At 63.9% G+C, this 17,660-nt stretch carries 18 protein-coding genes and 1 pseudogene; 14 read left to right on the forward strand and 5 right to left on the reverse strand.

All coding sequences use genetic code 11. The features are described from left to right. From AC3G88_RS26850 to AC3G88_RS26875, 6 genes and pseudogenes are all read left to right on the forward strand, one after another. The coding region (locus tag AC3G88_RS26850) for a hypothetical protein (RefSeq protein ID WP_488894275.1) at nt 1–194 on the forward strand (194 nt) is incomplete at its 5' end. Between the two features lie 3 nt (nt 195–197). Next, nucleotides 198–1,466 carry an SEL1-like repeat protein gene (locus AC3G88_RS26855; protein WP_488894276.1) on the forward strand — a complete coding sequence of 423 codons (1,269 nt, stop codon included), beginning with the start codon at nt 198–200 and terminating at the stop codon, nt 1,464–1,466. Nucleotides 1,467–1,490: 24 nt separating this feature from the next. Beyond that, nucleotides 1,491–2,513: pseudogene (locus AC3G88_RS26860) on the forward strand (SEL1-like repeat protein); the annotation flags it as partial. Nucleotides 2,514–2,530: 17 nt separating this feature from the next. Further along, complete coding sequence (locus AC3G88_RS26865) at nt 2,531–2,782, forward strand: PAAR domain-containing protein (protein WP_488894277.1); 252 nt, start codon at nt 2,531–2,533, stop codon at nt 2,780–2,782. An 8-nt stretch (nt 2,783–2,790) separates the two neighbouring features. Beyond that, on the forward strand, nt 2,791–4,026 hold the full coding sequence (locus AC3G88_RS26870) for a hypothetical protein (RefSeq protein ID WP_488894278.1): 1,236 nt from the start codon (nt 2,791–2,793) through the stop codon (nt 4,024–4,026). Between the two features lie 44 nt (nt 4,027–4,070). Then, a complete protein-coding gene (locus AC3G88_RS26875) occupies nt 4,071–7,442 on the forward strand; it encodes an ImcF-related family protein (protein WP_488894279.1) in 3,372 nt (1,123 codons plus the stop codon). Nucleotides 7,443–7,485: 43 nt separating this feature from the next. On the opposite strand, the gene AC3G88_RS26880 is transcribed toward AC3G88_RS26875, so the two are convergent. From AC3G88_RS26880 to AC3G88_RS26890, 3 genes are all read right to left on the reverse strand, one after another. Next, the gene (locus AC3G88_RS26880; protein WP_488894280.1) at nt 7,486–7,824 is read right to left on the reverse strand and encodes a cupin domain-containing protein; all 339 of its coding nucleotides are present in this window, start codon (nt 7,822–7,824) and stop codon (nt 7,486–7,488) included. A 253-nt stretch (nt 7,825–8,077) separates the two neighbouring features. Beyond that, the gene (locus AC3G88_RS26885) at nt 8,078–8,476 is read right to left on the reverse strand and encodes a hypothetical protein (protein WP_488894281.1); all 399 of its coding nucleotides are present in this window, start codon (nt 8,474–8,476) and stop codon (nt 8,078–8,080) included. Nucleotides 8,477–8,713: 237 nt separating this feature from the next. Continuing rightward, nucleotides 8,714–9,208 carry an Lrp/AsnC family transcriptional regulator gene (locus tag AC3G88_RS26890; RefSeq protein WP_488894282.1) on the reverse strand — a complete coding sequence of 165 codons (495 nt, stop codon included), beginning with the start codon at nt 9,206–9,208 and terminating at the stop codon, nt 8,714–8,716. Between the two features lie 153 nt (nt 9,209–9,361). Between AC3G88_RS26890 and glmS the strand changes: the two genes are divergently transcribed. From glmS to AC3G88_RS26915, 5 genes are all read left to right on the forward strand, one after another. Continuing rightward, on the forward strand, nt 9,362–11,191 hold the full coding sequence (glmS, locus tag AC3G88_RS26895) for a glutamine--fructose-6-phosphate transaminase (isomerizing) (RefSeq protein WP_488894283.1): 1,830 nt from the start codon (nt 9,362–9,364) through the stop codon (nt 11,189–11,191). A gap of 283 nt (nt 11,192–11,474) precedes the next feature. Further along, nucleotides 11,475–11,699 (forward strand): DUF2188 domain-containing protein, encoded by a 225-nt coding sequence (locus tag AC3G88_RS26900; protein ID WP_487522597.1) that lies wholly within the window; start codon nt 11,475–11,477, stop codon nt 11,697–11,699. A 26-nt stretch (nt 11,700–11,725) separates the two neighbouring features. Continuing rightward, the gene (locus tag AC3G88_RS26905; protein ID WP_488894284.1) at nt 11,726–12,307 is read left to right on the forward strand and encodes a DUF421 domain-containing protein; all 582 of its coding nucleotides are present in this window, start codon (nt 11,726–11,728) and stop codon (nt 12,305–12,307) included. After that, the gene (locus AC3G88_RS26910; RefSeq protein ID WP_488894285.1) at nt 12,294–12,818 is read left to right on the forward strand and encodes a CinA family protein; all 525 of its coding nucleotides are present in this window, start codon (nt 12,294–12,296) and stop codon (nt 12,816–12,818) included. Before AC3G88_RS26905 ends, AC3G88_RS26910 begins: the two co-directional genes overlap by 14 nt. Before the next feature lie 175 nt (nt 12,819–12,993). After that, a complete protein-coding gene (locus AC3G88_RS26915; RefSeq protein ID WP_487522599.1) occupies nt 12,994–13,410 on the forward strand; it encodes an NUDIX hydrolase in 417 nt (138 codons plus the stop codon). 78 nt (nt 13,411–13,488) lie between these two features. On the opposite strand, the gene AC3G88_RS26920 is transcribed toward AC3G88_RS26915, so the two are convergent. Further along, nucleotides 13,489–14,058 carry a DUF4142 domain-containing protein gene (locus AC3G88_RS26920; protein ID WP_488894286.1) on the reverse strand — a complete coding sequence of 190 codons (570 nt, stop codon included), beginning with the start codon at nt 14,056–14,058 and terminating at the stop codon, nt 13,489–13,491. 139 nt (nt 14,059–14,197) lie between these two features. Between AC3G88_RS26920 and AC3G88_RS26925 the strand changes: the two genes are divergently transcribed. Both AC3G88_RS26925 and AC3G88_RS26930 read left to right on the forward strand, forming a co-directional pair. Continuing rightward, nucleotides 14,198–14,413 carry a hypothetical protein gene (locus tag AC3G88_RS26925; RefSeq protein ID WP_487522601.1) on the forward strand — a complete coding sequence of 72 codons (216 nt, stop codon included), beginning with the start codon at nt 14,198–14,200 and terminating at the stop codon, nt 14,411–14,413. A gap of 43 nt (nt 14,414–14,456) precedes the next feature. Continuing rightward, nucleotides 14,457–15,176, forward strand: a complete 720-nt coding sequence (locus tag AC3G88_RS26930) for a BON domain-containing protein (RefSeq protein WP_488894287.1) — start codon at nt 14,457–14,459, stop codon at nt 15,174–15,176. Between the two features lie 20 nt (nt 15,177–15,196). On the opposite strand, the gene AC3G88_RS26935 is transcribed toward AC3G88_RS26930, so the two are convergent. Continuing rightward, nucleotides 15,197–16,288, reverse strand: a complete 1,092-nt coding sequence (locus tag AC3G88_RS26935; protein ID WP_488894288.1) for a tetratricopeptide repeat-containing glycosyltransferase — start codon at nt 16,286–16,288, stop codon at nt 15,197–15,199. A 224-nt stretch (nt 16,289–16,512) separates the two neighbouring features. Between AC3G88_RS26935 and AC3G88_RS26940 the strand changes: the two genes are divergently transcribed. Continuing rightward, complete coding sequence (locus AC3G88_RS26940) at nt 16,513–17,640, forward strand: tail fiber protein (protein ID WP_488894289.1); 1,128 nt, start codon at nt 16,513–16,515, stop codon at nt 17,638–17,640. Nucleotides 17,641–17,660 lie beyond the last annotated feature (20 nt).

Genomic DNA, 17,660 nt, shown 5'->3' on the forward strand with positions numbered 1-17,660 from the left:
CGCCATTACGCAGACGGTTATGGGAGATTCATACGAAGGGGATGGGGGCGCAGGAGGATGTGGAGGAGGCATTTGAGGCGTGGAGGTCTATTACTGACAAGAACTGGGAATTAAAAAGTTTGGGAGAGGAGCCGCCCCACGCGTCACTCGTGCGGTTTTACCGAGATTCACCGAAACGCACCAATCTGGATTGATCCATGAGAATCGTCATTATTTTTACTATCCCCCTCGCTTTTCTGCTGGGTTCGTGTTCGAAAGAGATACCTGCCATGTCATCATTGCCCGATGTCAGTAGTGTAAGAGTCAATCTGGCCTTTGATTGTGCTCATGAAAATAAAGTCTTGCCCGATATCGATCCGGACGCCGACAAGCTATTTCGCTACGCGCGATACTTGCAAAAGAAGCAGGGGCCGAAAGATTATGAGCAGATGGCGGTCTACTATCGTATCGCGGCAGCGCATGGCCACTACAAGGCAAACCGGAACCTACAGAATTTGCTGGCTTACGGCCAGGCATATTCACCGTTTCGATCCAAGGAGGTGATCGATCTTGCCAATCAATTAATTGAACAGGGAGTACCTGGCGGATACTACGATATCGGTCACTATCTGGAAATCGGTTATGGGTTGAAGCAGGACAGGGAGATGGCGCTGCGCTTCTTTCGAAAAGCGGCGGATTTAGGCAGCCCTGACGCCCAGTTCTATGTCGGAGAGTTGCTTGCACCCTGGGACAAGGCCCCAGAAGTTGCCACGCAGATGTGGCAGTGCGCCTCGGACCAGGGCTTCGCCAAAGCTTCGCGGAGGCTTGGGGTGCGCCTGCAAACCAAGGGGGCATACAACTCGGCGTTGGGCGCCTTCCAGCAAGGCGTCATGGCTGGGGACTCGTCGTCTGCGTTCGCATTGGAGCACGGATTTGAAGGGCCACCTCCGACTGAGAGGCTCTATTACCTTTCATTGAAAGCAGATCCGGAGCGTTCCCTTCGATACAAGCAGATCGGAAAATTCCTACGAAACTTCGAACACCTCAACCCCAAAATCCCCGACATCGACCAGATCGTCCCGTTGCCGCCGGCCAAGCTGCCGCCGTGGGACGGCACATTCCAGTGGGTACGGGAGCATGACGCTGCAGTGCCGCCCGAGAAGCCGTCCGAGGAACTGGTCAATCGTCTGAGCCAGGCAAGGAATCTCGACCCGGCCACTGGTTTGCCGCTGCCGCCGCCACCGAAACTGCCGTTGGGGACCCGCGCCAAAACCGGTCAGCCTTGTCCGGAAAGCGGTATCTGGTGCGTGCCGGAGGCTGCAACTGTATTTGCCGGGGCAACTCGGCATTTCCGCAAGGGTGACGTCCTGCCGGAATTCGAGATGCCCAAGCCTCGCCGGCTGTCATGGCTGGACGACCTGCTGGGGGAGCGGGTCACGTACTGGAACGTGTCGTGGAAGCTGATTTCGTACGACGAGAAGGGTTGAATCATGTCGATATCAAATCCCTGTCTGCGACCCGTTGTCAGTCTGGTTCTTCTCGCGGGCTTGCTGGGCGCCTGCTCGAGCCAGACCACCGAATATCCGCCGTTGCCAGATGTCAGTGCCGTCCGGACGGACCTCGCCTTCACATGCGCACACGAGGCCAATGTCCTGCCGCCGCTGGACGGCGGTGCTGATGCGCTATTTCACTACGCCCGATTCTTGCAAAAGAAGCAGGGGCCGAAAGATTATGAGCAGATGGCGGTCTACTATCGTATCGCGGCAGCGCATGGCCACTACAAGGCAAACCGGAATCTGCAGAATTTGCTGGCTTACGGTCAGGCATATTCACCGTTTCGGTCCAAGGAGGTGATCGATCTTGCCAATCAATTAATTGAACTCGGAGTACCTGGCGGATACTACGATATTGGTCACTATCTGGAAATCGGTTATGGGTTGAAGCAGGACAGGGAGATGGCGCTACGCTTCTTTCGAAAAGCGGCGGATTTAGGCAGCCCTGACGCCCAGTTGTATGTTGGAGAGCTGCTCGCGCCTTGGGACAAAGCCCCTGAAGTTGCCACGCAGATGTGGCAGTGCGCCTCAGACCAGGGCTTCGCCAAAGCTTCGATGAGGCTTGGGGTGCGCCTGCAAACCAAGCGGGCATACCACTCGGCGGTAGGGGCCTTCCAGCAAGGTGTCATGGCGGGGGACTCGCAGTCTGCGCTTTGGTTGCAGCATGGATTCGAAGGGCCTCCTGAAACAGACCGCCTGAACTACCTTGCATTAGAGGTGGATCCGGAGCGTTCTCTTCGATACAAGCAGATCGGAAAATTCCTACGAAACTACGAACACCTCAACCCCAAAGTCCCCGACATCGACCAGATCGTCCCGTTGCCGCCGGCCAAGCTGCCGCCGTGGGACGGCACATTCCAGTGGGTACGGGAGCATGACGCTGCAGTGCCGCCCGAGAAGCCGTCCGAGGAACTGGTCAATCGTCTGAGCCAGGCAAAGAATCTCGATCCGTCCACGGGACTTTCTCTTGCGCAAAGTGCTGCCGAGGAGTCAAGCCGATGACCGATCTTGTTCGCATTGGCGATTCGACGGACCACGGGGGCAAGGTTATCAGTGGATCGGTGGCGATGCGTTATGACGGGCGAGCCGTTGCGCGCAAGGGCGATCAAGTGTCCTGCCCACGGCATCCGGACGTGCGGCCCAATCTGATTGTCGATGGCGATACCTCGATGACGGACGGGGGTGTCCCGATAGCGCGTCACGGCTATCGCGCCATGTGTGGCTGCAGGCTGATTTCCAGTCTCGTCTGAGAACGCACATGCCAATTGATCTTCCAGATGTCTCCGATGATGTCGGCCGTCTGAAGGCGCCTGATCCAAAGGTCTGGGTTGCACTGCTGGTGGCGGTAATGGCAGCCGGCATCGCCTGGACGTTGTTGACGTGGCCCGAAGGCAAGCCCACCGGCACGGCGTGGTTCTGGATGCGGCTGCTTGGGTATCCCGCGCTCGTGTGGGCGGCAATGTTTGGATGTCGGCTCCATTTTTACGAAGACGAGAAGCATCGCCTTGTGGCAATTGCGGAAGTTGACAAGGCAGATCGTGAGGAAGCCATTGCATTCGGTGCCGAACCGCTGGCCGTACTTGGCAACGCTTACCTCTGCGCCATGGGCACGGATGGTGTCGCCACGAGTATTGCGGCCAAGCAAACGGCGCTCGCAGCGCGCACGGCTGGTGTCGGGCAAGCGGCCGTTCGCCATACGCACATTGAACTCGATGAAGGGGAAGAGGGTGTCGCTCGTTACCGACGCGTGTTCAGGGCGCTGCTGGCGGCGATCGACAGGCCATTGCACGAAATGCCGCGCGGCGTGCCGCTGGAGGTCTATCTGCAATTGCCCGACCACGTGGATGTAACGCTGGCTCGCCTTTTCTGGGAGCAGAGCTGGGCCGCGCTTGGGTTGCCGCCCAGCCACGCAAGCCTTGTGATGTCACGGCTGGGCATGATGTCGTTGGATAGCTGGCTGGATGTTCCGGGCGGCGCCGACCTCGAGAAGTTCGTCTTGGTGGTCGCCGTCACGCTTTCGGAGACCCCGGCGCAGAACAGCGCCGAAGCCGGTGTGGCCTTGTTGCTTGGCTGGGCACCGATGGCTGGGCGACACGGCCTCACACCGATTGCCACGATGCACCGGCCCGTTGCGGTGCGAGCCGGTGGAGTGACCGAGGCCATCACGCATGCCGGGATGTTCGGACGATGCGGGCCTGATCAATTGCATCACCTGTGGCAAGCGGGGCTGAACAGTGTCGAGAAGGTCTCGCTTCTGACGGGCGCCGCGCAGGTTGGCCTCGGTGCCGCGCAGACCGATGGGTTCGCGGGCGTGCATGACATCGACGCCGCATTAGGCGGTGCGGACTTTGCCTCGCCGTGGCTTGCGGTGTCGCTTGCTGTCGAGCAGGCGCGGCAGACCACTGCACCGCAGTTGATCGTATGCCGCGAGGACGTGATGGAACTGGCTGTGGTGCAGCCCATGGGGCGACAGCCGGATACGGAGAGAAGTTGATGGCTATGCGTGGAAGTTCGGGATACGTGATTGGAGTCCTGGCGATGACAGCGATAGTGGCGGTGTCGCTGTACTTTTCCGGGGACGAGTCGGCGCTATGGCGGGTGTGGGTCGCCGTAGGCATCGGCGCCGCAGTGTTGTTCTTGCGTGGCGCCATGATGGGCGGCTGGCGCACGGCAGCGCAGCACGGAAACCGGCGCCGGCGTCATCAGCGGGATCCGGCCGCGCGTCTCGGAACACCTCGGGATTCGGACGCGCATCAGACCGCGCTGCGTTATGAGAGCCTGGAGGGCGCAATGCGCGACAAGGTACGCCGTCGCCTGCCTCGATTGCTGGTGACCGGTGACACCGTGGCAATCGGCCGGCTTTTGCCAGGGTTGCTCGAGCAGGATTGGATCGAGACATTTCATGCATTGCTGCTATCGGACATGACTCGGGAGCGTCGGGGCGACGGCGAGTGGCTTCGACGCGTCCGTGGCCTGCGCAAGGCCAGGCCGATCGATGGCATCGTGGTTGTCGTCCAGGCGGAAACGGAAATCGTACCAACGGGCGGGCATGCGTCATCGACAGCAATCCGCCTGGGCCAGATCGCGGAGGCCTTGCACTGGTCTGCGCCTGTCTTCGTGCTGGAAGCTGGCGGGTCGGATGCCGCAACGGATAAAGACGCGGTGCTGGTGGGCTGCCAACTGACTGACCCTACGAATACCGAGCGCACCGCGGAATTGCTGAGGGATATTCGGGATCGGCTGGCCAAGACGGGCGTGGATGACCTGGTGCGCGATGCGGGCCAGGGCTATCTGGCGGCCCTGTCAAAGCGCCTGGACGTGCGGGGCGCCGAGATCGCCGAGTGGGTCGGCAATCTGTCGATGCGTGATCTACGGCATCGCGTGGCAGGCATCTTGTTCGTCCCGTGGCCTCGCACCTGCGCCGATAGCAGCCAAATGCCAGGGGCGGCTGAACATCCGGTCTGGCGCCTTGCGGCATCGCTCGCCCGGTGTCAGCCAGGTCGACGGGTCGGCTTCAGTCCACTGACAGCCATGTCATTTGCCGGGATCGCGGTGATCGCCTTCTGGAGTATCGGCATGATGGTTACCGGCGCGCAGACATCGCTAAGTCTCAAACAGGCCCGAAGAACGGTTGAGGACATGCGAACTGCCAACCATGCGGAGGGCCGTCTGCACGCGCTTCTTGCCGTCCAGCAGAGGATCGCGTATTTCGAGCGCCGCGCGCTGCATCCTGCTGTCTGGCTCCGGAGTTTCGGCCTCAATCGCGACGCTGAAATCCTGGCTGCGTTGTGGACCCCATACATCCTGGCGGCACAGCCGCAGCTTGTTGCCCCGGTGCAGCAAGCCATGGAGGCCACGTTAGCCGACCTCTCCCAATTGCCTACCCATGAGCTGGACGAGCAGACCCTGAATTGGGCGATGAGCGGCCGCGACACCCTCAAGGCTTATCTGATGCTTGCGCGCCCGTCCCGGACGAAGGCAGACTTCCTCGCCGCGCAGATGGCTGCCCACTGGTCGACAAGCGCGCGCCTTTCGCCCGGGGAAAAGAAAGATCTTGCTGAGCGCCTGTTCACTTTCCATGCGCGGCAACTGGAAAGCCATGAAGAGTGGAAAATCCCCGAGCGCGCGGATCTTGTCGCCGGTTCGCGCAACACCCTGCTTGCGCTGATTGGCCAGCGCAACGCGCGCGAGACCCTCTACCGGGGCATTGTGGAGGGCGTCGGCAACAAATTCCCAGATCTCACCCTGCCATTGCTGACAGCGGGCGCCGACGTCCGAGGCCTGTTGCGCGCTTCGACGTCGGTGCCGGGTGTTTTCACACGCCAGGCTTACGAAGGCTATGTTGCGGACGCTATCGAAGCCGCAGCCAAGCGGCGGGATGTCGCTGCGGACTGGGTGCTTTCCGAAGCGCCAGCACATAGCCTTGCCGACGCAGGGTCGGCACAGGCCAACGATTCCGTTGATGCCATGCGGGCAGCCTTGACCGAACAGTATTTCGCAGATTATGCCGAACACTGGCAGGCATTCATGAATACGTTGCAATGGATACCCGCGCCGACCTTGCCGGCAGCTGTCGATCAACTGAAGTTGCTGGCCGATGCGCGGCAGTCGCCGGTGATTGCGCTGATGAAGTCGCTGGCTTACCAGGGCGGTGCAGGTCAGCAAAAGGCTTCGTTTGCAGATGCACTGGTGGACAAGGCCAAAGGCATTGTTGGCGAGAAAAGGGGACGAACCGAATCGCCCGGATCTGTGGCGGCTGGGCCACTGGCAGCCGCGTTCGGGCCGGTCTTGCGTCTCGGTGGCCATGCTGAGCAGACCAGTGCTGCTGGCGGTGGCGATCACAGCCTGCAGCGGCTACTCGACCGCGCGACAGCGTTGCGGCTTCGGTTGCAACAAATCACACAAGGTAGCGATGGTCATGCGCAGGCTCAGCAGTTGGCCCAGGGAATGTTCCAGGGACGAGGATCGGAATTGGCCGACGCACAGGCTTATGCCCATTTGATGGCTGCGAGTTTAGGGAAGGAATGGGCCGGGATGGGCGATACCTTGTTCGTTAAACCAATCGTTCAGGCCACGCAGGCCGTGCTGGAGCCAGCGCAACGCAGTCTCAATGCAGCCTGGCGGGAGCACATCGTCACGGATTGGAACAAATCGTTCGCAGGCCGCTATCCGTTTGCGGATACACGAAATGACGCATCGCTGCCCGAACTGGCGCGCTTTCTGCGGGCCCGGACAGGGCTGATCCAGGCGTTTCTCGGCGGCCAGCTTGCCGGCGTGCTGGAATTGCGAGGTAACGAATGGGTGCCCGCCGCTGGGCACGACCTGGCGTTTGATCCGGCCTTTCTCAGGGGAATCAATGCGTTGCAGCGTGTGGGAGCGCGCTTGCTGGTGCAGGGAGACCCTGAGTACCGCTTTGAACTGAAACCGATCCCCACGCCGGGACTCACCGACATTGTGCTGACGGTAGATGGCCAGCGAGTCCACTACTTCAATCAACGCGAGACATGGCATACATTGCGCTGGCCAGCAGATGACCTGCAGCAGCCCGGTACGCGACTGCAATGGCAGACGGAGTATGCCGGTACGAACAAGAACTACGAATTCGCTGGACGTTGGGGGCTGATCAGGATGCTGGAGCGCGCAAGCGTCGAGCCCATCAACAGCGCTATTGTCGAACTGACCTGGCAGGGCAAGTCCGACACTGGCACGCAGGCGTCTGCCCAATCGCCGGAGCATTCGACTATTGCCGACGGCAATAGCTTGAATCAGCGCGCGGGGATGGCTTATGCGCCACAGTACGTACGCCACCCTATCCGGTTCCAGATGCGCACCGAAGCTGGCCAGGGCCCGCTCGAACTGCTGTCACTGCGTGGGTTCGTGCTGCCGGAAAGGATCTTTGCCGTGCGCTAGAGACCCGACGCTTCGAACCGGAGACGAGCTTCGGCGATTCGCCTTATTCGCCCCCCTCCATCAACACAATCGTCAACAACACCGACGCATCGGTCACGGCCTTTAGGTCGTGCCGGACGTTGCCGGCCAGGTAGATCAGGTCGCCCGGTTTCAGGCGTTGCGAGCCGTGGTCCAGCGCGATTTCGACTTCGCCCTCGATGCACTGGATGGTCAGCGGGCCGGCCACGGCGTGTGGGGGCAGCTGTTTGCCTGCCAGCATCACCAGGCGGGCTACTTCCATGTGCGGGGCTTTGAATAGCGCGGTAGTGGGGGTGTTCTTGAGGTTGGCGCCCAGCGGTAGCACGCTGGCGGTCTGGCCGGAAGACAGGTGGGGGATCGACATGGCTTCGCTCGCTGACTGGGGATTGGATGGTGCTACGGCCGCGCCTTCCTGCGCACGGCAGGTTTCAGTCTATGGCCAAACCGCGTGCCATGGCACAGGACGGCAGCGGGTGAATGTGGCGCAGGCAGCGTAAGTCGCCCCGGGGCGCTTGACGGCGGGCGAGGCACGTCGGCGAAGGGCGGTCTGGCGGGCCGCGTCGCGCCGGTGGTGAGCCGTCGGACGCGCCCCGCCAGTGATACCCCGCTACCGCTGCTCAGGCCAGCGCGCCGTCGGTGTAGACGTCAATCGTCCGCGAAGGCTCGGCGGATACGCCGCTGCGGTCCAGGCCGGCCAGCGCGCCGTCCGTGTAGACGTCGATCGTACGTGAGGGCTCGGCCGATACGCCCCGGATGTCCATCCCTGACAGGGAACGGTCGTTGTCGATTTCGCGCGTGGTTGGGGCCACGACACGTGCGCCTTCGCTGAACGTGTCAAATCGGCCGGCTCGCGCGCCGTCGGTGAAGACATCGCGCGCATCCATGCGGAAGCTGTAGCCGTACCTGTCGCCAGCATGGGTGCTGTCGTGCGGGCCCGAGGCCTGGGCGCCGCCTGCCGCCAGGCCGAGCGCCAGGGCAGTGGTGGAGAGAAGGGAAATGGTGAATCTGCGTGACATGACAAAACTCCAAAGGCAGGTGAAACACAACGGAACGCCGCGAGGCGTTCCTCTGCTATTACGCAGTTCCCGTACCAGTGGATGCGAGGGGCCGAATGTGGCGGGGCTGCCGCGCCCAGGCTGAAAACCGCCATCGAACGTTGGTCGCGCGCCAACACCGCACCCGGCCGCTGGCGGCCGTCAGCAAACAGTTTGTTGCGAAGTCAGGTCGTCCGGTGGCTGGGCCGCGGTTGTGAATCAGGGCGCGTTTGCCGCGCGGTCTGCGGTGACGGGCGGGTTGGCCGCGAACCGGGCGCAATGCGTCGAGAAGAACGTCCGCACGTTGCGGACGTTGCTGGCGCCCCGGAACAGGCGCCGCGCGAAGGCGTCGTAGGCGGCCATGTCGCGCAATGCCACCATCACCACGAAATCCGGTCCCGGCGAGACGCGGTAGCACTGTGTCACCGCCGGCTCCGCGCAGACCTGTTTTTCGAATGCCGCGTAGTCTTCGGCCGTCTGACGATCAAGCGTCACTTCGATGATGGCCGTCAGTGCCTGGCCGACCTTTTCGGCGTCCAGCACGGCGATCTCGCGCGCAATCACGCCGGTCTCGCGCAAGCGACGTACGCGCCGCATGGTGGTAGGCGCGGATGCGTAGACGCGCGCCGCCAGTTCGACATTGGTCAGCGAGGCATCGGCTTGCATGACCTGCAGGATGCGCAGGTCTAGGTCATCGAGGGGGATGGAAGTCATGCTCGTAGATAATGAAATAAAATTTCAGCGATATCATACGCCAATCGAAAACGTCACAGATTGAGAATTTTCGAAAGAAAATTTCATGATGTGCAGCCTACCATCCGATCCATCGCATCAAGTCGATGTGGGATACCGGAAACCGGAGGGGCTATGTGTGGAATTGTGGGCGCGGTGGCGCAGCGCGATATCGTTGGAGAACTGGTCGATGGCCTGAAGCGACTCGAGTATCGCGGCTACGACTCATGCGGCGTGGCCGCGTTGCAGGGGAGGCGGCTGGTGCGGTCGCGCAGCGTGGACCGTGTGGCGGCGTTGCAGCGTGACGTGGTCGAACAGGGCATCGACGGCTATACCGGGATTGCCCACACGCGCTGGGCCACGCATGGCAAGCCGGTCACGGCCAACGCCCACCCGCACTTCTCGCCGAACGATCGCGCACCGCGTATCGCGCTGTCCCACAACGGCATCATCGAAAACCACGAGGCCCTGCGCGGCGAACTGGAAGACCACGGCTACGTGTTCGCCAGCCAGACCGACAGCGAGGTGATCGCGCACCTGGTGGACCATCTCTACAACGGCGACCTGTTCGACGCGGTGCGCGAGGCCGTCCGGCGGCTACGCGGTAGCTATGCGATTGCCGTGCTGTGCCGCGACGAGCCTCACCGGCTGGTGGGCGCCCGGCACGGCATGCCGCTGGTGGTGGGTATCGGCGAAGGCGAGAACTACCTGGCGTCCGATGCCATCGCGGTGGCCGCGGTCACGAACCGGATCGTCTATCTGGAGGACGGCGACGTGGCTGATGTGCAGATGCATCGCCACTGGATCGTCGATGTTGCCGGCCAGCGTGTGGAGCGTGCCGTGCATACGGTGGCGGCGCATAGTGCGGCGGCCGATCTGGGGCTGTACCAGCACTACATGCAGAAGGAGATTTTCGAGCAGCCGCGCGCCGTGGCCGACACGCTGCAGGACATCACGTCGATCATGCCCGAGCTGTTTGGCGATGGCGCGTATCGGCAGCTCGAAACGGTGGACGCCGTGCTGCTGCTGGCGTGTGGCGGCAGCTATCACGCGGCGCTGACCGCCAGCTACTGGATCGAACGGCTGGCCAACCTGCCGGTGCGGGTGGAAATTGCCAGCGAGTATCGCTATCGCGACGGATTCAGCAATCCGAACATGCTGGTGGTGGCGGTGTCGCAAAGCGGTGAGACCGCCGATGTGCTCGGCGCCGTGCAGGCGGCGCGCGAGCGCGGCATGCATCGCACGCTGGCCATCTGCAACGTGGCCACCAGCGCCCTGGTGCGGGCCTGCGCGATGCAATTCATCACACGGGCAGGCGTGGAAATCGGCGTGGCTTCCACTAAGGCATTCACCACGCAACTGGTGGCGCTGTTCCTGCTGGCGCTGACGCTGGCGCAGATGCGTGGCCGCCTGTCCGACGCCGAAGAGCAGGAACACCTGCGCGCGCTGCGGCACCTGCCGGATGCACTGAGCCGCGTGCTGGCGCTGGAGCCGCACTTCATCGGCTGGGCCGATCAGCTGACCCGCAAGGAGAACATCCTGTTCCTGGGACGTGGCATGCACTATCCGATCGCACTGGAAGGCGCGCTGAAGATGAAGGAGATCTCCTACATCCACGCGGAGGGCTACGCGGCGGGCGAACTCAAGCACGGGCCGCTGGCCCTGATCAGCGACCAGATGCCCGTGGTGGCCGTGGCGCCCAATGACAGCCTGCTCGAAAAGCTGAAGTCGAACATGCACGAGGTACACGCACGCAACGGCAAGCTCTACGTGTTCGCGGATATCGACTGCGCGCTGCAGCCGGGCGAGGGCCTCGAAATCATCCGGCTCACCGAGCACTACGGGCTGCTATCGCCCATTGTCCACACCATTCCGATGCAGTTGCTGGCGTATCACACCGCGCTGGCGCGTGGCACCGATATCGATAAGCCACGCAACCTTGCCAAGTCGGTCACGGTGGAGTAATCGCGGCGCGAGCAAAAAAGAAGCGCCCCTCCGGGAGAGCGGGCGCCATGGATCAAGGGAGGCCCGACAGGTCTGGACCGCCGGGCGCATAAGTAATCTAGGTCAGAAATTGAGGTGTCCGTCGGTACGGAAAGCACCCGTTCCGGACGCGGCGCCGCGTTGCAAACGCCGGTGTTGTGTACATCGACGTTGGCTGACGCAGTTGTCAGACCCCGGCCGACTACCGCGCCGGCCGTTTTGGGTGAATAAGTAAGACATGTGACAGACACCCATGGAGACCGAAATGAGCGGCAAGGACGTACACGTGGTGCCGGCCCCGGATGGCTGGGCCGTGGAAGAGGCCAAAAGCCCGGCGGGCCGGAAGCTGTTTGCCACGCAGGAGGATGCCATCGCAGTGGCTACCGAGATGGCCCGGCAGAACCAGGCCGAACTGTTTATCCACGGCCGGGACGGCCAGATCCGGGCGCGCAATTCGTTCGGGCACGATCCCAGGTCGATCCGGGGCTGAACGCTGCGGGCGAGGCGGGGTCCTTCATGGAGGCGGCATTCGAGGCCGTATTCGGCGTGGGCCGGGAGCTCGCGTGGTATCAGATGTCCGCGCGTGCGGCGCTGGTCTTCCTGGCCACATGGCTGTTGCTGCGCGCGGCTGGCCGACGGACCTTCGCCCAGAAAACCGCGTTCGACCTCTGCATCATGCTGCTACTGGGCGCGATCCTGTCGCGCGCGGTGGCGGGCGCCAGCCCGATCCTGGGCACGTTGGCGGCGGCGGCCGTGCTGGTCTTCATGCATCGGCTGGTCTGCATGCTGTCCGCGACATGGCCGGCGATTGACCGTGTCGTCAGCGGCCGGCCGATCGTGCTGGCGAAGGACGGGCGAGAGGATCGCCAGGCCCGCAGGCGTGCCATGCTCAGTGACGAAGATCTCGACGCCAACGCCAGGGCGAAGCTGCACACCCCCGGCTGGGACGACCAGCGGCACGGGCGCGGTGACAAGCAATGGGATGTCGTGCTCGAACGGGACGGGCAGATATCGTTTGTCGAACACCCCGGCCCGCCGCGCCACGAACCGCCACGGCCCACGCAACCCCGAACGGAGGACGCCCATGCACCCGGCTGAGGCCGCCGCACACTTCCTGCAGCGCCACGATTTGCGGCTTGCCACGGCGGAGTCCTGCACGGCGGGGCTCATTGCATCGCATATAGCCGACGTGCCCGGTTGCGGCGGCACGCTGAAGTGCGCCATCGTGGCCTATTCGCCGGATGCCAAGGAGCAGATCCTTGGCGTCAACGCCGAATTGATCGCGCGGCACGGCCTGACCAGCGAGGCGGTATCGCTGGCCATGGCGCAAGGCGTGATGCGGATCAGCCAGGCCGATGTGGCCGTCGCCAACACGGGCGTGGCCGACGATGGGGCGCCCGACGGCACGCCGCCCGGCACGCAGTGCTTTGCGTGGCTGGTCCGCCTGCCGGGCACCCAGATATGCGAGTACACCGAAACGCGCCAGTTTCGCGGGGATCGTACCCAGATCCGGCGGGCCGCTGCGCTGTGGGCGCTACAACGGATTGCGCACTACCATGCGCTCGCCACTGCCGCGCACCGGGACGGCACTGGCACGGCCCATGCGTGAGGTGGTTGCGCAACAGCGGCGATCCCATCCATTGCCAGCGGCGCGCTGGACGGGGACACTACGCGCTTGTCCGCTTTGCCTTCGTTTCGCACAGGCCGCCCGTGGAGCGCCCGGCGTGGCGGCGTGACGGCTTGCTTTTATAGTGGGATCATTGCCACAGCGTGGTCCGGATGTCATGAAACAACATGCAGTGGTGGGAACGGCCGACATGCCATTCATCAAGCCGAAAATCAGAGCTACGGTCATTTGCGTCCGCGAGGGGCACGTTCTACTTGTCTCGAAGGACGGCGTGCGCTGGGCCCTGCCCGGCGGACGACCCGACGACCAGGAATCGCTGGTGGAAGCCGCGTGGCGCGAACTGCGCGAGGAAACCGCGATCGAGGCCAAGTCGCTGACCACGGCCTTTCAGTTCATTGGCGCCACCACGGTGCACCACGTGTTCGCGGCGGCCGTGGGCAAGTCTGCCACGCCCAAGCCTCGCAACGAGATCAAGTACCTGAAGTGGGCACCGCGCGACGTGCTGGACAAACTGACGACCAGCCCCACCACGCGGGCCATCGTGTCGCAGTATTTCCTCGCCAGGGCCAGCTGACGTCTGCGCCGTGGCGCGAAGATATTGCACCGTGTTTGCAGATCCGCCGTCTGGATCTGCAAACACCGGCAAGGCTCCCTACTTCACTTGCGACGCCATTTTCTGCGCCATCTCCAGATGGTGCTCCAGCGTGGGCAGCATCTGCCGCGCGAACGATTTGACGCCCTCGTCCTTGGCATCGTCCGCCGCCTTGCGGAATAGCGCCACGGCATCCTGGTGCGCGTCCACGCCAACCTGCTGTGCATAGGCCCGGTCGAACTCGGCGCCCTTCAGTTGCCCCAGCCGGGCCAGCACCTGCTGGTCCTTCTGCAGCGGCGTGGCTGGCAACTGTACCCCCAGCCTTTGCGCCTGCTGCTTCAGCTTTGCCTCGGCGGCGCGATGGTCCTGGATCATCTGCGTTGCAAACGACTTGACGGCGGGACTGCCGGCGCGGCTTTGCGCCAGGTTGCTGGCGTCGATTTCCAGCGTCCCGGCCATGGCGGCCTTGCGCAGGAACATGACATCGCCGTCGCCGGCCATGGCGGTGCCCGGCTGGTCCGACAGCGGTGCGGCGTGCGTGCCCGGGGTTGCCACGGACATGACTGCCGCTGCGGCCGCAAGCATCAGGAAGCCGGTAAGTCCGGTACGTCGCGTGGTGGATATTGGCATGGCAATCCTCGCTTGGTGGTGGATCGGTACAACGTAAGAAAGGCAAGCGCCATGCCGGTTGCGCAAGGACCGGCAGGCCGGGCGGCCATTGGCATGATGCTTGCGGCATTCCGGCCGCGATTGCCATCAGGAGACCGTGATGCCCAGCAAGCCACATACCGGCACGCCAGCCGAAAAGCGCGGCGGCGCCAATCCCGGCGTGCGCACCGACCGGCGCGCCGACCAGTTGAAGAGCCGCAGCGCAGATCCGGGCCAGAGCAGCTATGGCGGATTCCGCAACGAAGATCCCGGCGCGCAACATCAGGCCACGTCGTCATCGCCGGGCGAACCCTCGAAAAAGGGCCGTGGGGCCTGACGTGTCACCGATCAGCCATGGAAGTCAGCCAGCGGGAGAGGTCATGAACCGAGACAGCAGGGACGGCGGACATCGCGACGATCGATTCCTCGACGACTGGCGCGGGCCGCCGCGCGATTACGGCGGCGATCCGCGACGCATGGAACGCATGCGCTATACAGGCCAGGCGGGCTGGGGCATCGGGCACGGTTATCCCGACGAAGTGCGCGACCGCGACGATGGCAGTGGCGCCTACCGCCATGGCGGCACGCCAGGCGAACACCGCTGGCGCGACGGCTACGGCACGGCCCGCGGTAGCGGCGTCGATGACCAGGCGTTGCCCGGCACCTACGGGCATGGTCCCGGCGGCTCCGCGCGGCCGCATGGACGGCAGCAGCCAGCCGGGCCCAAGGGCTATACCCGCCCGGACGAGCGGATTCGCGAAGACCTGTGTGAACGCCTGGCCCATGCGGGCCGGCTCGATGTGCGCGAAGTCGAGGTGGCGGTGTCGGAAGGATGGGTCACGCTGTCCGGCACGGTGCCGGCGCGCCCGCAGAAGTACCGCATCGAGGACATCGCCGCATCGGTGTACGGCGTCAAGGACGTCGAGAACCGGATCAGGGTGCTGCCCGGTAGCGGCGATACGCGCTGGACGGAACAGTCGAGCCAGCCGGGGCTCACCGGCCAGCTTGGCCGCGCCGGCCAGACCGCGAGCCAGAACGTGGGTGAGGACGCGGGTCAGGACGCCAACCCGAACCCGTACACCGGGGCGAAGCCGGCCTGAAGCACGGCAAGGTCCGTCCGCTACAACCCGAAATACTGGCCGTTTCCCACGATGCGGGGCCGTTCGCTGTCGGGAAAGCGCGCCGCGGCGAGCAACTGCCGCAGGGCGTCGCGGCCTTGGTCGAGCGCACCCACGTAGTACGCGCTGACCACCAGTTCATCGAGCGCGCGCCAGGCGTAGACCGATTCGTCGACGAACAGCGCATCGGCCGGCATCGGCAGGCTGGCGGCCTGTTGCGCGAACAGGTGCGCCAGCGCGAATTCACTGCGCAGCCGGTGAAAGCGCGCCAGTTCGCACAGCGGTTCCGCCCGGGTCGGGCGTTGCTGGTAGGCGTCCAGATAGGCCGCCTGTACGTCGGCGGGCGCGTCGCCGCGTCGCTCGCGCAGCACGGCGATCTGAAAGCGCGCGAACCAGACCTCCTCGTCCCAGCCACCCATCGCGGCGCGTTCTTCGTAGAGACGCAAGGCATCGTCCAGCTTGCCGGCGTCGCGATAGCTTTGCGCCAGATAGAAGCGATAGCGCGTGTTGGCGGGCTCGTCGCGCACGGCCTGCTCCAGTACGGCGATATCGCGCAGGTAGGTCTGCGGGTCGCGCGCGCGGGCCCCATCGCGCGCCACGACGATGGTCGCCTGCGGCAGGGCCTCCCAGCGGTGCGGCGCGTCCTGCGTCAGAAATTCGTGCAGCACGCCTTCCCAGCGCCAGGGCTGGCTGGCGCGCACCAGCGCGTTGCGCAGATAGTGCCAGCCGTCGAGTTCGCAGCGGAACTGATAGCCATCGGCCTGCAGGTCGGGCCAGCGGAAGTTCGGCGCCATGCGCAGTGTTTCGTCGGCGTCGATGCACAGCAGATAGTCGCCCTCGCCGCTGTCGTTGCCCAAAGCCGTACGGGCCAACGCCATGGCCTCGTTGCGGTTGTGGGCGAAGTTGCGCCACGGGCGTTCGTGCAACGCACCGGGCACGTCGGCCATGAAGCGTCGGATCACGTCCTGCGTGCCATCGCTGGACCCCGTATCGACGATGACCCAATGGTCGATCCAGGGCTTCACGCTAGCCAGGCAGCGCTCGATAACAGGGGCTTCGTCCTTGACGATCATGTTCAGGCAAATGCGTGTCACCGCGATCCTCGCTGGCTCAAAAATCCGGGGCGAAGAATACCCGCTTTTGGCCGCGCGGTGCTGGCCGGGCGCGCGACACTGTCTGCCCCACCAAGGTGGGGGGTAATTTGAAGTTCCCCCCTTCCTGTTCATCGCTAAGATGCAGCCGCGCCAAGCGCGGCGGCCCTGGCATACCGGCCCGGCGGCGCATCGATAAAACCATTAATCAAAAAAGGAACGGGAAAATGAAACAACAACAATGGGCTGCCGCCCTATCGGTGGCCACGTCGGTACTTCTTGCAAGCTGCGGTGGCGGCGACGGCGCCGGAAGTGCGGCCAGCGCCCCGTCAGCCCTGCCGGCAGCGACGATTTCGGGCACTGCGGCCACCGGCGCGCCGATCACGAATGCCGCGCTGACGGTCAAATGCGTGAGCGGCCAGACCACCGTGACGACCGGATCTGACGGCAGCTGGAACACTTCCACGGCGAACCTGGCACTGCCGTGCGTGGTGCGCGTGACCACGGCCACCGGCGAAGTGTTGCACTCGTACATCGAATCGGCCGGCACAACCAACGTTACGCCGATTACCGAACTGGTTGTGGCGGCCGCCTATGGCAATGCCGACACCGAAGCGTTCTTCACCAATTTCTCGACGGTATCGGCCGCCGCGGCCAGCGAAAAGCTGGCGCTGGCCATTACCCAGGTCAAGCAGCGCCTGTCCACGCTGGGCGTCAACGCGGATTCGCTGAACCTGCTCAACCAGAAATTCAATCCGCGCAACGGCGACAACTACGATGATCGTCTGGAAGAGATCGCGGCCAAGCTCAAGCTGAGCAATTCGACGCTGGCCGCATTGTCAAACGATGTGGCACAGGGCAAGGTGGGTCCGGTGGGACCGACTGGCGCGACCGGTGCGACCGGCGCAACGGGTGCGACCGGTGCCACGGGAGCAACGGGAGCGGCTGGACCGACTGGAGCGACGGGACCGACAGGGCCGCAAGGCAGTAGCGGCGCAACCGGCGCAACGGGTGCCACGGGCGCGACCGGTGCCACCGGCGCTACCGGGGCCACGGGTCCCGCCGGCACGGTGCCGGGGCTGGGGAATGACGACTCCTACGTCGGCGACGGTGTCGCCAACAATTGCACGATGGCCACGGTCTGGCTGTCGGCTACAAGCTTCGCGGCCGGTGGTATGCGTGCCGACGGTCGGTTGCTCACCATCACTAGCAACACGGCGCTGTTTTCGCTGATCGGCACCAAGTTCGGCGGCGATGGCGTCCGTACGTTTGCGCTGCCGGACCTGCGCCCGCTGGAGCCCACCGGGCTCTACTACGTGATCTGCACGCAGGGTGTTTTCCCAGCGCGCCAGTAAGGCGCATGGCCAGCACGGGC

It is taken from the genome of Cupriavidus sp. 86D6 (genome assembly GCF_057815095.1).

Coding starts and splice junctions, on each gene's coding strand:
- AC3G88_RS26910 (WP_488894285.1), top strand. CDS start 12,294: ATGCACCCGGCTGAGGCCGCCGCACACTTCCTGCAGCGCCACGATTTG.
- AC3G88_RS26890 (WP_488894282.1), bottom strand. CDS start 9,208: ATGACTTCCATCCCCCTCGATGACCTAGACCTGCGCATCCTGCAGGTC.
- AC3G88_RS26920 (WP_488894286.1), bottom strand. CDS start 14,058: ATGCCAATATCCACCACGCGACGTACCGGACTTACCGGCTTCCTGATG.
- AC3G88_RS26885 (WP_488894281.1), bottom strand. CDS start 8,476: ATGTCACGCAGATTCACCATTTCCCTTCTCTCCACCACTGCCCTGGCG.
- AC3G88_RS26875 (WP_488894279.1), top strand. CDS start 4,071: ATGACAGCGATAGTGGCGGTGTCGCTGTACTTTTCCGGGGACGAGTCG.
- AC3G88_RS26930 (WP_488894287.1), top strand. CDS start 14,457: ATGAACCGAGACAGCAGGGACGGCGGACATCGCGACGATCGATTCCTC.
- AC3G88_RS26940 (WP_488894289.1), top strand. CDS start 16,513: ATGAAACAACAACAATGGGCTGCCGCCCTATCGGTGGCCACGTCGGTA.
- AC3G88_RS26870 (WP_488894278.1), top strand. CDS start 2,791: ATGCCAATTGATCTTCCAGATGTCTCCGATGATGTCGGCCGTCTGAAG.
- AC3G88_RS26855 (WP_488894276.1), top strand. CDS start 198: ATGAGAATCGTCATTATTTTTACTATCCCCCTCGCTTTTCTGCTGGGT.
- AC3G88_RS26865 (WP_488894277.1), top strand. CDS start 2,531: ATGACCGATCTTGTTCGCATTGGCGATTCGACGGACCACGGGGGCAAG.
- AC3G88_RS26925 (WP_487522601.1), top strand. CDS start 14,198: ATGCCCAGCAAGCCACATACCGGCACGCCAGCCGAAAAGCGCGGCGGC.
- AC3G88_RS26905 (WP_488894284.1), top strand. CDS start 11,726: ATGGAGGCGGCATTCGAGGCCGTATTCGGCGTGGGCCGGGAGCTCGCG.
- AC3G88_RS26915 (WP_487522599.1), top strand. CDS start 12,994: ATGAAACAACATGCAGTGGTGGGAACGGCCGACATGCCATTCATCAAG.
- AC3G88_RS26880 (WP_488894280.1), bottom strand. CDS start 7,824: ATGTCGATCCCCCACCTGTCTTCCGGCCAGACCGCCAGCGTGCTACCG.
- AC3G88_RS26900 (WP_487522597.1), top strand. CDS start 11,475: ATGAGCGGCAAGGACGTACACGTGGTGCCGGCCCCGGATGGCTGGGCC.
- glmS (WP_488894283.1), top strand. CDS start 9,362: ATGTGTGGAATTGTGGGCGCGGTGGCGCAGCGCGATATCGTTGGAGAA.